The 12,596-nt window shown below is 73.7% G+C and carries 15 protein-coding genes; 5 read left to right on the top strand and 10 right to left on the bottom strand.

Annotation, left to right across the window (positions count from 1 at the left end; translation table 11 throughout):
* The first annotated feature begins 109 nt into the window (after positions 1-109).
* On the top strand, positions 110-1,120 hold the full coding sequence (locus BJ999_RS42270; protein WP_218935177.1) for a sensor histidine kinase: 1,011 nt from the start codon (positions 110-112) through the stop codon (positions 1,118-1,120).
* Positions 1,117-1,782 (top strand): response regulator, encoded by a 666-nt coding sequence (locus BJ999_RS22400; RefSeq protein WP_179835111.1) that lies wholly within the window; start codon positions 1,117-1,119, stop codon positions 1,780-1,782. The genes BJ999_RS42270 and BJ999_RS22400 overlap by 4 nt, the downstream gene beginning before the upstream one ends.
* A 90-nt stretch (positions 1,783-1,872) precedes the next feature.
* Here BJ999_RS22400 and BJ999_RS22395 read toward each other — a convergent pair whose 3' ends face one another.
* The 3 genes from BJ999_RS22395 to BJ999_RS22385 all read right to left on the bottom strand — a co-directional run bounded on the left by BJ999_RS22395 (position 1,873) and on the right by BJ999_RS22385 (position 3,523).
* Complete coding sequence (locus BJ999_RS22395) at positions 1,873-2,217, bottom strand: RNA polymerase-binding protein RbpA (protein ID WP_179835110.1); 345 nt, start codon at positions 2,215-2,217, stop codon at positions 1,873-1,875.
* Between the two features lie 140 nt (positions 2,218-2,357).
* A complete protein-coding gene (locus BJ999_RS22390) occupies positions 2,358-2,963 on the bottom strand; it encodes an ATP-dependent Clp protease proteolytic subunit (RefSeq protein ID WP_179835109.1) in 606 nt (201 codons plus the stop codon).
* Positions 2,960-3,523: a ClpP family protease gene (locus BJ999_RS22385; protein ID WP_179838732.1), complete on the bottom strand. Its 564-nt coding sequence runs from the start codon at positions 3,521-3,523 to the stop codon at positions 2,960-2,962. Before BJ999_RS22385 ends, BJ999_RS22390 begins: the two co-directional genes overlap by 4 nt.
* 186 nt (positions 3,524-3,709) lie before the next feature.
* Here BJ999_RS22385 and BJ999_RS22380 point away from each other — a divergent pair, with 186 nt between their 5' ends.
* Positions 3,710-4,000: a type II toxin-antitoxin system Phd/YefM family antitoxin gene (locus tag BJ999_RS22380; RefSeq protein WP_179835108.1), complete on the top strand. Its 291-nt coding sequence runs from the start codon at positions 3,710-3,712 to the stop codon at positions 3,998-4,000.
* Positions 4,001-4,036: 36 nt separating this feature from the next.
* Here the strand turns inward: BJ999_RS22380 and BJ999_RS22375 are convergent, their stop codons facing one another.
* On the bottom strand, positions 4,037-4,852 hold the full coding sequence (locus BJ999_RS22375; RefSeq protein WP_179835107.1) for a glycerophosphodiester phosphodiesterase family protein: 816 nt from the start codon (positions 4,850-4,852) through the stop codon (positions 4,037-4,039).
* A gap of 114 nt (positions 4,853-4,966) precedes the next feature.
* Between BJ999_RS22375 and BJ999_RS22370 the strand changes: the two genes are divergently transcribed.
* Positions 4,967-5,185, top strand: coding sequence for an EF-hand domain-containing protein (locus BJ999_RS22370; protein ID WP_179835106.1), 219 nt, complete (start codon positions 4,967-4,969; stop codon positions 5,183-5,185).
* Between the two features lie 18 nt (positions 5,186-5,203).
* Here BJ999_RS22370 and BJ999_RS41405 read toward each other — a convergent pair whose 3' ends face one another.
* The 6 genes from BJ999_RS41405 to BJ999_RS22340 form a co-directional block, all read right to left on the bottom strand.
* Positions 5,204-7,039, bottom strand: a complete 1,836-nt coding sequence (locus tag BJ999_RS41405; protein ID WP_229810326.1) for an MFS transporter — start codon at positions 7,037-7,039, stop codon at positions 5,204-5,206.
* A gap of 377 nt (positions 7,040-7,416) precedes the next feature.
* The gene (locus BJ999_RS22360; RefSeq protein WP_179835105.1) at positions 7,417-7,968 is read right to left on the bottom strand and encodes a TrmH family RNA methyltransferase; all 552 of its coding nucleotides are present in this window, start codon (positions 7,966-7,968) and stop codon (positions 7,417-7,419) included.
* Positions 7,965-8,579: a class I SAM-dependent methyltransferase gene (locus BJ999_RS22355; protein ID WP_179835104.1), complete on the bottom strand. Its 615-nt coding sequence runs from the start codon at positions 8,577-8,579 to the stop codon at positions 7,965-7,967. The genes BJ999_RS22360 and BJ999_RS22355 overlap by 4 nt, the downstream gene beginning before the upstream one ends.
* A 49-nt stretch (positions 8,580-8,628) precedes the next feature.
* Positions 8,629-9,576 (bottom strand): VWA domain-containing protein, encoded by a 948-nt coding sequence (locus BJ999_RS22350; RefSeq protein ID WP_179835103.1) that lies wholly within the window; start codon positions 9,574-9,576, stop codon positions 8,629-8,631.
* On the bottom strand, positions 9,573-10,586 hold the full coding sequence (locus BJ999_RS22345) for a DUF58 domain-containing protein (RefSeq protein WP_179835102.1): 1,014 nt from the start codon (positions 10,584-10,586) through the stop codon (positions 9,573-9,575). Before BJ999_RS22345 ends, BJ999_RS22350 begins: the two co-directional genes overlap by 4 nt.
* Positions 10,583-11,599, bottom strand: coding sequence for an AAA family ATPase (locus BJ999_RS22340; RefSeq protein ID WP_179835101.1), 1,017 nt, complete (start codon positions 11,597-11,599; stop codon positions 10,583-10,585). The genes BJ999_RS22345 and BJ999_RS22340 overlap by 4 nt, the downstream gene beginning before the upstream one ends.
* A gap of 759 nt (positions 11,600-12,358) precedes the next feature.
* On the opposite strand from BJ999_RS22340, the gene BJ999_RS22335 reads away from it, so the two are divergent.
* Positions 12,359-12,535 (top strand): hypothetical protein, encoded by a 177-nt coding sequence (locus BJ999_RS22335; protein ID WP_179835100.1) that lies wholly within the window; start codon positions 12,359-12,361, stop codon positions 12,533-12,535.
* Positions 12,536-12,596 lie beyond the last annotated feature (61 nt).

Here is a 12,596-nt window from a genome sequence, read left to right as displayed (position 1 = left end):
CCCCGGGTCATCACGCCGGGGAGGAGTCTTGGCGGGTCCGGGCCGGGGGACCGGGCGTCCCTCGCGGGAGGGACGCCGCCGCGGCGCCGGCCGCGCCACAATGGCGTCCGTGGGCGACAGCGACGGGACCTCCGGGCGGGGGCGGTGGCCGGCGGCCGGCGGCTGTCTCGCCGTGGCCGCCGCGGCGGAGGCCGTCTACCGCACCCACGGCTCGGGGGTGGTCCTGGCGCTGGCGCTGGTGGTGGACGTGTGCGCGACGCTCCCGCTGGCGGTCGTCCGCGACCGGGGCCCGGCGGCCGCCGCCATGATCACCGCCGCGGCCGCCGCGGCGTGCGTCCTGCACGGCGGCGCCGCCGTCGCCGCCCTCACCGCCCTCGCCGCCGTCTGGACGGTCCTGGTGCGCCGCCGCGTCCTGCGGCGCCGCGCCGAGTCCGCCGCGCGCGACGCCTCCCGGCGGGCGTTCGAGACCACCCTGCTGGAGCACACCGCGCGAGGCGAGCGGGCCCGCATCGCCCGCGAGCTGCACGACGTCGTCGCGCACCACATCTCGATGATCTCCGTGCAGGCCGAGACGGCCCGGCTGGCGGTCCCCGGCATGCCGGAGGACGGGGCCAGGCGGCTGCTGGCCATCGGCGACACCGCCCGCACCGCGCTCACCGAGATGCGGAGGCTGCTCGGCGTGCTGCGCGAGGACGCCGGCGCCGAGCCGACCCGCCGCCCCCAGCCGGGCCTGCAGCAGCTCCTCGACCTGGTCGACGAGACCCGCGAGTCGGGTGCCGCGGGCGTCCGCCTGATCGTCGGCGGGCACGTCGCGGTGCTGGACCCCGGGCTGGAGCTGGCCGCCTACCGGATCGTCCAGGAGGCCCTGACCAACGCCCGCAGGCACGCGCCCGGCGCCGCCGTCGACGTGGAGCTCGACTACGCCCCGGACGCGCTGCGCGTGAGCGTCCGCGACAACGGGCCCGGCCCCGGCGGCGGGACGGGCGGCGGCCCGGCCGGGCACGGGCTGCTCGGCATGCGCGAGCGGGCCGCCGCCGTGGGCGGCGACCTGCGCACCGGCCCGGGGCCCGCCGGCGGGTTCCTGGTGGAGGCGACGTTGCCGCTGGAGGAGGAGCCGTGAGCGTCCGCGTCGCGGTGGCCGACGACCAGGAGGTGGTCCGTGCCGGGTTCGGGGCCCTGCTGGGCACCCAGCCGGACCTGGAGGTCGTGGCGACGGCGGCCGACGGCGCCGCCGCGGTCCGGGTGTGCCGCGACCACCGTCCCGACGTCGTGCTGATGGACGTGCGGATGCCGGTCATGGACGGCATCGAGGCCACCCGCCGCGTCACCGCCGAGCCCGACCCGCCGCGGGTCCTGATGCTGACCACGTTCGACCTGGACGAGCACGTCTACGACGCCCTGGTCGCGGGCGCCAGCGGGTTCCTGCTCAAGGACGTCACGGCCGAGCGGCTGTTCGACGCCGTCCGGGTCGTCGCCGCCGGGGAGGCGCTGATCGCTCCGGCCGTCACCCGCCGCCTCATCGGGGAGTTCGCGCGGCTGCGGCCGCGCCCGCCGTCGCCGGGACCGGCCCTGGACGCGCTGACCCCGCGCGAGACCGACGTGCTGCGCCTGGTCGCCGCGGGCCTGTCCAACGCCGAGATCGCCGGCCGGCTGGTCGTCGGGGAGGAGACGGTCAAGACCCACGTCAGCCGGATCCTGCGCAAGCTCGGGCTGCGCGACCGCGTCCAGGCGGTCGTCGCCGCCTACGAGAGCGGCCTGGTGCTGCCCCGCTCGGGCCGGTGAGGGGCGGCCCGAGCCCCGGCGGCCCGCGGGCATGACGAAGGCCCGCACCCCCGCTGGGTACGGGCCTTCGACTCGAGCACTGTCAGCCGCTCACGCGGACTTCTTGCGCCCCGCTCGCAAGATCTCCAGGCGTTCGGCCAGGACCTCCTCCAGGTCCTCCAGGGTCCTGCGCTCCATGAGCATGTCCCAGTGGGTCCGCGGCGGCTTTCCCTTCTTGGTTTGGGGCAGCTCACCGTCGACCCGCAGCGCCGTGGCGCCGCAGTTGCGGCATTCCCAGGTGATCGGCACCTCGGCCTCGGCTGCGAGCGTCACGGTGAACCGGTGGCCCTTGGTGCAGGTGTAGTCCACCTCTTGGCGAGGGGCCAGATCGGTGTTGCGATCGTTCTCGTAGCTCGTCGCTCCGAGTCGGGTGCCGCGAAGTGCGCGCTCGGCCATCGTCACGTGCCTCCCAGACGGCTTGCGGTCTTGCCCTGACCAACGCTGAACACCGTGACAAGATTCCCCCACCCGGGGTGATCCAACCCTGCTGTTTGAGGCCGTCCCCCGCCGCCGGCGGGGAACACGCGGCTGGCGCCCTAGTGACGGGACGTGAGCACCTCGTCGATCAGCCCGTACTCCTTGGCCTCGGCGGCGGTGAAGAAGCGGTCGCGGTCCAGGTCATGGCGGACGGTCGCGGGGTCGCGCCCGGTCGCCTCGGCGAGGATCGCCTCGGTCTGCTCGCGCAGCCGCAGCACTTCCTGCGCCTGGATCGCCAGGTCGGTGGCGTGGCCGCGGGCCACCTCGATCGCCGGCTCGTGCAGCAGGATCCGGGCGCGCGGCAGCGCCTGCCTGCGCCCGGGCGAACCGGCCGCCAGCAGGATCGCCGCGGCCGACCCGGCCTGCCCGACGCAGGTGGTCTCGATCTCGGGCCGCACGTAGCGCATCGTGTCGCAGATCGCCAGCATCGCGGTGATCGACCCGCCCGGCGAGTTGATGTAGAGGGCGATGGGCCGGTCGGCGTCCATGCCCTCCAGCGCCAGCATCTGCGCCGTGACGTCGCCCGCGCTGATGTCGTCCACCGGCGCGCCGAGGAACACGATGCGCTCCTCGAACAGCTTGCTGTAGGGGTCGGTCTCCTTGCGGCCCTGGCCGGTGCGCTCCTCGAACTGCGGGACGAGGGAGCGCCGTTCCGCGCGTGTCATGTGCCCACCCGGTCGGTGCTGTCGATGACGTGGTCGACGAAACCGTAGTCGCGGGCCTCCTCCGCTGTGAACCACGCGTCGCGGTCGCCGTCGGCCTCGATCCGCTCCAGCGGCTGCCCGGTGTGGAACGCCGTGCGCTCCGCCAGGGTCCGCTTGAGGTACAGGGACTGCTCCGCCTGGATCTTGATGTCGGACGCGGTGCCGCCGATGCCGCCGTGCGGCTGGTGCATCATCACGCGCGCGTGCCGCAGGGCGTACCGCTTGCCCCGGGCCCCCGCGCACAGCAGCGTCTGTCCCATGGAGGCCGCCATGCCCATCGCGACCGTGGATATGTCGTTCGGGACGAACTGCATCATGTCGTAGATCGCCATCCCGGCGTCCACGACGCCGCCGGGGGAGTTGATGTAGATCGTGATGTCGCGCCGGGCGTCCTGCGCCGCGAGCAGCAGCAGCTGCGCGTTGGTCCGGTTGGCGACCCCGTCGTCGATCTCGCTGCCGAGGAACACGATCCGCTGCGCCAGCAGCCGCTCGAACAGCTGCGCGTCCGCCAGTTGCGGCATCTCGGCCACGCGGGCCCGCGACCTGCCAATGAACGTCTCCGCCTGCCGTCCGTCCTGTCGCCACGGTTCGCCGTCCACGTGCCCTCCTTGATCATCTGTACAGTTCGTACGCTACGTACGGACACTATTCCAGTGCCCGGGGAAGGGCCAGAGGGGAACGGGGTGTTTCGCTATACGATGAATCACGTGGATGTTCCGGTAACCGAAGCACGCGCCCAGTTCGCGGATCTGGTGAACCGGGTCGCCTACACCGGCGAGCCGGTCAAGCTCACGCGGCGGGGCAGGGTGATGGCCGCCCTGGTCTCCCCGGAGGACCTGGAGCTCCTGGAGACGGTCCGCTCCCAGCGCGCCGACCTGCAGGTCGGCGGGACCGTCCCGCCCGGGCAGCCGTCCCGTCCCGGGGAACGGCCCCAGCAGCAGCCTCAGCCCCCGATGCGCATCGCGGCGGAGTACCGCCCGCCCGGCTTCCGGCCCTGATCCCCGGTTCGCGGCCGGTCCCTCGCAGGGCCGGCCTCAGGACGGGGCGGCGGGCGGGTTCTCCCGCGGCCACAGGCCGCGCGAGTCCATCACGTCGCGGAGGGTGACCAGCTCGTCGGTCATGATGCCGTCGATGCCGAGGTCCAGGAGGCGCTTCATGGTGGCGGCGTCGTTGACCGTCCAGGCGTGGACCTGCAGTCCGAGCCGGTGGGCGTGGTCGATGAACGCCTCGGTGACGAAGGGGACGGGGCCGAGGCCGTAGGGCACCTGGGCGCAGGCGACGCCGGTGGCGGCGAGGCGGACGAGCTTGGCGGTGGGGCCCCCGATGGACTTGGCGCGCAGCGCCATCAGGCCGCGCGGGCCGAGCGCCATGCACACCTCGCGGTCGGTGAACCCGGGGAGCCGGGCGCGCATCTGCGCCAGCCGGCGGGTGGAGAACGACGTGATGCACACGCGGTTCCACGCGCCGGTGCGGCGCAGCGTCTCGGCGAGCGGGCCGATGACGGGCGCGTCCTTCAGATCGATGTTGACGCGCGCCTCGGGGAAGGAGCCGAGGACGTCCTCCAGGCGGGGGATGGGCTCGGTGCCGCCGATGCGGGCCTTGGCGACCTCGGCGTAGGGGAGCCGGGCGATGGCGCCGGTGCGGTCGGTGACCCGGTCGAGGGTGCGGTCGTGGAAGGCGACCACGACGCCGTCGGCGGTGGCGTGGGCGTCGGTCTCCAGATAGCGGTAGCCGAGGTCGGTGGCACGCTGGAACGCGGCCATCGAGTTCTCCGGGCGTCCGGCCGCGCCGCCGCGATGGGCGAAGGGGATCGGGCCGGGATGGTCGAGGAATTCGTACGAGCGCCGCACCCGTCCGATTATGGCCGACCGCACCGCCCGTTTTGACCTTACTGCGTAAAGGGCGGGGGCCGGGGCGCCGCTGCTAACGTCGGCGCCGCAATCGATCAGCGAGGGAGCACGAGCATGGCGGACGTGAACGACTACAGGGCGACCTTCGAGCTGGTGGACGTGGACGGTGACGGCTACATCTCGACGGCGGAGCTGAAGAACCTGATGACCCGGCTCGGGCAGGACGTCACCGAGACCCGCGTCGTGGAGGTGGTCGTGGCCGCCGACGCCAACCGGGACGGCAAGATCTCCCTGGAGGAGTTCACCGCGCTGATGGAGCAGTCCTCCCGGTGACGGCGGCGGCCGCGCGGGTCACCGCGCCAGGCGGCGCAGCGTGAGGGCGTTGTCGGTGCGGGTCATCGTGCGCCCGTCGGGCGCATTCTGGACGCGTTCGTGCTCGTCGCTGCGCAGGACCTCCCAGTCGCCGTCCGGCAGGGCGAGGGACGCCAGGACCTCGTCGGGCGTGGGCAGGTGCACGCCCGGGTGGGCGTCGGGGTCCCAGGGCGGGGGCCCGGCGTGCCCGACGACGAGCAGGACCCCGCCGGGCGCGACGGCTCCGGCGGCGGCCCGCAGGACCTCCTCGCGGGGCATGTCGGCGGGGGAGTGCAGGAACTGCGCCGAGACCAGGTCGTAGGAGCCCTCGGGGAACGAGGCGGCCAGGTCGCGGCGCTGCCAGTCGACGCGGTCGGCGACGCCGGCCTGAGCGGCGTGTCCGGCGGCGCGCTCGAGCGCGACGCCGGAGATGTCGACGGCGGTGACGCGCCAGCCGCGGCGCGCGAGCCAGACGGCGTCGGCGCCCTCGCCGCATCCGAGGTCCAGGGCGGTGCCGGGCTCGAGTTCGGCGGCCTCCTGCACGAGGACGGCGTTGGGTTCGCCGCTCCACATGGCGTGGTGTTCGGAGTAGCGAGAGTCCCAGTACTGCTGGGGATCGGTGGTGTCGTCCATGCTTCGATCGTGCGCGGTGACCCCGCCTGGAGGCGAACTGCGTTGCCGTTCCGGCAAGACGAGCAGGGCGAGCGGGACCAGGACGGCCGGGGCCGCGGCGACGGCGTAGCACGCCGGGAGCGGCAGCGCGTCCAGGGCCGCGCCCGTGGCGGCGGTGCCGCCGGACGCGCCGAGGTTCAGCGCGGTGTTGACCCAGGCCACGGCGCGGGTCCGGGCGCCGGGCGGCGCGTCGGCGTCGGCGAGGAGGTAGGCGGTGGTCAGCGTCGGGCCGACGAACAGCCCGGCGGCGCACACCGCCGCGGCCAGGATCGCGACGGACGGGGCGAGTCCCGCGGCGGCGAGGCCGAGTCCGAGCGGGCAGGCGAGCACGGCGAGCCGGGCCCGGCCGGGTGCCGAGCGGCTCAGCGCGCCGTAGGCGAGGCCGCCGAGGGTACTGCCGACGGCGAGCGCGGCCTCCACCCAGGCGACGGCGGCGGGCTGGTGGTGCCGCTGGGTGAACGCGACGGCCAGCAGGCCGGTCGACCCGAGGACGGCACCGGTGGCCGCTGCCGCGATGGCCGGTGCGAGCGGGAACGACCGCACGCGGGTCGTGCGGGGGTGCGGCTCCGGCCGCGGAGCCGCCGCGGGGGAGGCCGCCATCCCGGCGGTTCCGGCGGCGATGAGGACGGCCCCGAGGGCGACCCCGAGGGACGGCGCGGCGACGGCGGCGAGCAGTCCCGCCAGGAGCGGGCCGGTGACGAAGACCAGCTCCTCCGACACGGTGTCGAGGCTGTAGGCGCGCCTCAGGAGCGGGCCGTCCGGCAGGAGGGCGCTCCACAGCGTCCGCATGACCACGCCGACCGGGGGCGCGGTGACTCCGGCGGCGACGGCCAGGACGGTGAGCAGTGGGACGGGCGCTCCCGGCCGTGAGGTCAGCACGGCGAAGGCGGCGAGGACGAGGGCATAGGCGGCGGCCATGGGGACCAGGGCGCGGCGCGGCCCGTGCCGGTCGATGAGCGCCGCGCGGACCGGTGACATGACGGAGATGGTGAGGCCGAGCAGGGCCAGCAGCCCGCCCGCGCGGGCGTAGGAGCCCGTGGACGCCGTGAGCGCCAGCGTCAGGGACAGGAAGACGGTCCCGTAGGAAAGGCGTCCCAGGAACGCGAAGGCGAAGGTGCGGGAGGCGTGGGGCGTGCGCAGCACGGCTGCGTAGGAGGATGACACTGAGCGGTTCCTCGGAAGGGGGTTGCAGGGACGCCGGAGACCGCCACCGGACCGGCGGCGGTGGGGCGTCTACCCGTAGAGGAGGAACTGCATGGCCTGATCGTAACGGGCACGCTCGCCCGGTGCGAAATCCCCGGCCGGTTGCCCCGTGCGCTACCTCGCGGCCACCGCGGACCGCGCCGTCGCCGCTTCGCGGGCAGGTGCGCCATCCGTGCCTGGTCCCGCGCGGGCCGCCGCACGATCGGCCGACGAGTGGAACAGCGCCGCCGCCCGCCCGACGTGGCCGTTCGCCGGCGAATCAATCGCTCGTTCATGATGACGGGACGCTTCGGCGATGCATCAGGGGCGGTGCGGCGTGTGCTCCGAACGTGCTCGGGTCATGTGCTCCACTCGCGGCGGCGGGCTTCGGCGAGGGCGATGGCGGTGGCGACGGCGACGTTGAGGGAGCCGACGCGTCCGATCTGGGGGATGTAGGTGACGGCGTCGGCGGCGGTCAGGAGGGCGGGGGAGCAGCCGTGGTCCTCGCTGCCGATGGCGAGGCAGACGTCCCCGTCGAGGGGTGCCTCGTGCAGGGGCACGGCGTCGGCGGTCAGCTCCACCGCGACCAGGCGCAGGCCCTCCTTGCGGACGGCGGCGGCGGCCTCGGCGGCGGTGCCGGCGTGCTCCCAGGAGACGAGGCGGTCGGTGCCGAGGGCGGTCTTGGCCACGTTGCGGTGGGTGGGGGGCGTGGCGTTGCCGGCGAGCCAGAGGTGCTCGACGCCGAACACGGCGGCGCTGCGGATGATCGAGCCCATGTTGAACGGCTGGGTGACCGATTCGACGAGCAGGTCGAGGCGGGCGCCGGTGCGGCGGCGCCAGTCGCGGTTGAGGCGCTTGACGTCGGTGGGGCGCAGCTGGCGGCGTCCCTGCGCGGGGTCGGGGGTGCTCATCGGGTGTGGCCTTCCGTGCGGGGTGCGACGCGCAGGACGCGGTAGGCGGATCGGGAGGCGATCCGTTCGGTGGGGAAGCCCTGGGCCGCGAGCCACCTCTGGAGGGAGTCGGAGCCGAGGTGCTTCTGGACGACGAGGTGGGCGAGGCCGCCTGGGGCCAGGCGGGGGAGCCAGGCGAGGAGGAGGTCGTGCAGGGCGGCCTTGCCGATGCGGATCGGGGGGTTGGACCAGATCGCCGCGAACCGCAGCTCGGCGTCGGCCTCGTCCACCAGACTGAACCTTACATTGTCAAGGTCGGCGGCCTTAGCATTGCTCTCAGCGAGAGTTATGGCTCGCTGATTCACATCAACTCCCAAAACCCTCGCCTGGGGCGAGCGCTTGCCCATGGTGATGGCGATGGGGCCGTATCCGCAGCCGAGATCGAGCAGGTCACCGGTCGCCGGTGGGGCGGGGACGGTCTCCAGCAGCACGCGGGTGCCGGGGTCGATGCGGTCGGGGGAGAACATGCCGCTGTCGGTGTCGAGCCGCAGGTGCAGGTCCGGCAGGACGAGGTCGACGGTGCGGCGGCGGCTGGCGGCGCCCGGCCGCTCCGCGAAGTAGTGTTCCCCCACGTCCGCCGACCGTATCAGCGTTCGGGGCCCGCCCGTGCCGTGCGCGCGGTCAGGGGAGGCGGGAGAACCAGGCGAGTGAGACGCCGCCGGCGGCGAAGGCGAACAGCAGCGCGATGCCGACGTAGCGGGCGGCGACGTCGCGGTGCTCGGTCCTGAAGCCGAGGGAGCTGCCGATGTTGGCGTAGACCTCGCGGAGCTGGTCGGCGTCGGCGGCCTCGTAGGCCTTGCCCTCGGTGCTCTCCGCGAGGCTCTTCAGGGTCTCCTTGTTGACCGAGACGCTGGTGGTCTCGCCTTCGATGTCGACGGTGCCGTAGGGGGTGCCGAAGGCGATGGTGGAGACCGGGACGTGGGCGAGGCGGCTGGCGTCGACGGCCTCCTGCACCGAGCGTCCGGTGGTGTTGTCCCCGTCGGACAGCAGGACGATGTGGGCGGGCGGCGGGTCCTGGCTGGCCTGGGCGTCGAAGGACCGGACGGCCTGCAGGGAGGTGAACACCGCCTCGCCGATGGCGGTGCGCTTGGCCAGGACGAGCTGGTCGAGGGAGGCGACGGCGGCGTCGCGGTCGGCGGTCGGGGCGGCGATGAGGTTGGCGTTGCCGGCGAAGGCGACGACGCCGACGTTGAAGCGGCGGGGCAGGTCGCCGATGAACCGCTTGGCGGCGGCCTTGGCGGCGTCGAGGCGGCTGGGGGAGACGTCCCTGGCCATCATGGACAGCGACACGTCGACGGCGACCACGATGGTGGCGCGGTCGCGGGGGACCTTGACGGCGGTGGCGGGGCGCGCGAACCCGAACATCATGAAGGCGATCATGATGAGGAACAGGGCGGCCGAGACGTGCCGGCGCCACCCGGGGCGGCGGGGGGCGATCTGGGACAGCAGTGCGAGGTTGGTGAACCGGACGGCGTACTGGCGGCGGCGCAGTTGCAGGAGCAGGTAGGCGGCGACCACGAGCGGCAGGAGGCCGAGGAGCCAGAGCCGTTCGGGTGACAGGAAGGTCATGGGCGCACTCCCGCGTTGGTGACGGGCCGGCCTGCGGCGCGGCGCTGGCGGAGGGAGAAGCGGGCGACGTCGGCGATCCAGTCGCGGTCGGTGCGCAGGACGAGGTGGTGGGCGCCGCTGCGGCGCAGGGCGGCGCGGGTGCGGGCGCGCTGTTCGGCGGCCGCGGCGGCGTAGCGTTCGCGGACGCGGCGGCTGAGGACGATCTCGTGGACGGTGCCGGTCTCGGGGTCGGTCATCTCGACGAGGCCGACGTCGGGCAGGTCGAGTTCGCGGGGGTCGATGATCTCGATGGCGAGGACCTGGTGGCGGGCGGTGAGGCGGCGCAGGGGGCGTTCCCAGGCGGGTTGGCCGTGGGGGCCGTCGTCGGCGGTGTCGGCGCCGTCGGGGGCGAGGAAGTCGGAGATGACGACGCGCAGGCCGCGGCGGGTCTGGCCGCGGTCGAGGGAGGCGACGGCGGCGGCGAGGTCGCGGGGCGGGGCGATGGTGCCGGCACGTGGTCCGGCGCCGTCGTCGACGGACTGGGCGTCGAGGACGGCTTGGAGGAGGGCGTACATGGCGGCCTTGCCGGTGCGGGCGGGCCAGCGGCGCATGCCGTCGTCGTGGAGGAGGTAGGCGCCGACGCGGTCGCCTAGGCGGACGGTGAGGAAGCCGACGGCGGCGAGGGCGGCGACGGCGAGGTCGCGTTTGATCATGGTGCCGGTGCCGAAGTCCATGCTGGGGGTGAGGTCGACCAGGGCCCAGGCTTCGAGTTCGTGGTCGGCGATGAGGTCGCGGACGTGCGGGATGGTGGTGCGGGCGGTGACGGCCCAGTCCATGTGGCGGACGTCGTCCTCGCCGGGCTGGTAGAGGCGGGCTTCGGCGAGTTCGGTGCCGGGGCCGGGGAGCAGGCCGAGGTGCTCGCCGTTGAGGAGGCCGTCGAGGCGGCGGGTGACCTGGAGTTCTAGGCGGCGCAGGGTGCGTTCGGGGGCGAGGTGGGCGAGTTTGCCGCTGCGCCGGCGCCGGGGGGTCATGCGCTGGTCACCGCCGCCGCGCCGTGGTTCCAGACGACGCGGGGTGGGGGGACGGCGGCGAGGATCTGGTTGATGACGTCGGCGGTGTCGATGCCGTCGGCGAGGGCGTCGAAGGTGAGGACGATGCGGTGGGCCATGACGTCGCGGGCGACGGCGCGCACGTCGTCGGGCAGGACGTAGTCGCGTCCGGCGATCAGGGCGAGGGCGCGGGCCGCGGCGGCGAGGCCGAGGGTGGCGCGGGGGCTGGCGCCGATGTCGATGACGCCGCGCAGGTCGGGGAGGCGGTACTGGTCGGGTTCGCGGGTGGCCATGACGAGCCGGACGATGTAGTCGGCGATGAGTTCGTGGACGGAGACCTCCTGGGCGGCGCGCTGGAGGCCGGCGAGGCGGTCGGTGTCGAGGATCTGGGCGGCTTCGGGCGGGTCGACGCTCATGCGCTGGAGGATTTGGAGTTCCTCGTGGGCGGCGGGGTGGTGGACGTCGACTCTCATGAGGAAGCGGTCGCGTTGTGCTTCGGGGAGGGGGTAGACGCCTTCGGACTCGATGGGGTTCTGGGTGGCGAGGACGAGGAAGGGGCGGGGGAGGGGGTAGGTGTTGCCGCCGAGGGAGACCTGGCGTTCGGCCATGACCTCCAGGAGGGCCGACTGGACTTTGGCGGGGGCGCGGTTGATCTCGTCGGCGAGGACGAAGTTGACGAAGACGGGGCCGAGTTCGACGTCGAACTGTTCGGTGGAGGGGTGGTAGATGCGGGTGCCGACGATGTCGGAGGGGACGAGGTCGGGGGTGAACTGGAGGCGGGCGAAGGTGCCGCCGACGACGCGGGCGAGGGTGCCGACGGCGAGGGTCTTGGCGACGCCGGGGACGCCTTCCAGGAGGCAGTGGCCGCGGGCGAGGAGCGCGACGATCATGCGTTCGACCATGTGCTCCTGGCCGACGATGACCTTCTTGACTTCGGCGAGGGTGTACTGCAGGAGGACTGCGGCCTCGTCGACGTCGGTGGCGGCGATGGTCATGTGGGTGTCCCTCACTTGTCCGTCGTGTGCCCTGTCCTCGTGCGTCGGATGGGGGGCCTTACGACCCTACGCGATCACTTGTACCCGTTCGCCGGGGATACGTGCGTGCGGAGAGTGATCGGTTCGGGGTGGGGTCAGGGGGTGTTCTCGGGGCTGATCGTAGGGCGTGGTTGTTAGTGTTGCGGCCATGTCGAGGCCGTTGCCGCCGGGTGATCCCGCTCAGTTGGGGCCGTTCCGTCTGTCGGCGCGTTTGTCGGAGTCCGCTGCCGGGATCGTGTTCTTGGGGGTGGACGGTGAGGGGCGGCGCGCGAGTGTGGCGGTGTTGAACCGGGGTGCGGCGGGTGATGCGGCGGCGCGGGACCGGTTCCGTGCGGCGATCAATGCGGCGGTGCCGGGGCCGGGGCGTGCGGCGGGGGTCGGGGGTTCGGAGGGGGCGCCGGTGGTGGCGGCGCAGCCGGATGGGCCGGCGCCGTGGGTGGCGACGTCGTATGAGGCGGATCGTGCGGGGGCGGAGCGGTTTCTGGAGCCGGTGGCGTTCCAGGGGTCGGCGCGTGGGTGGTGGGGTGGGCGGCGTGGTCCGCAGTTCCAGCCGTATTGGTTGGGGTCGGGTGAGCCGGCGTTGGAGGGGCCGCGGCCGGTGCCGGGTGGGGGTCCGGTTCCGGTGGGGGAGCGTGCGCCGGAGCGGAATCTGGTGGCGGCCGTGGTGGGGTTGGCGGCGGCGTTGCTGGTGTTGGCGTTGTTGATGGGGGTGTTGTTCGCGTGTCAGCCGGTGGTGAAGGAGCCGCCGCCTCCTCCGCCGGAGCCGACGCCGTCGTTTCGGGTGCCGGAGCGGTCGCCGGTTCCCACGACGCCTGCTCCGTCGCCGTCGGTGTCGCCGCGGTCGCCGGGTCCGTCGTCACCTGCTCCGTCGCCGTCGTCGGGTTCGGGTGGGGGTGACGGCGCTCCTTTGTAGGGGTTTGTGGTGGTGTGTTCGCCCGCGTGGAGAGGGACGCTTTGT

It is taken from the genome of Actinomadura citrea, from assembly GCF_013409045.1.
Taxonomy (GTDB): Bacteria; Actinomycetota; Actinomycetes; order Streptosporangiales; family Streptosporangiaceae; genus Spirillospora; species Spirillospora citrea.
The sequence above is the reverse complement of the archived record's forward strand: the minus strand, read 5'-3'. Positions and strand labels throughout refer to the sequence as shown.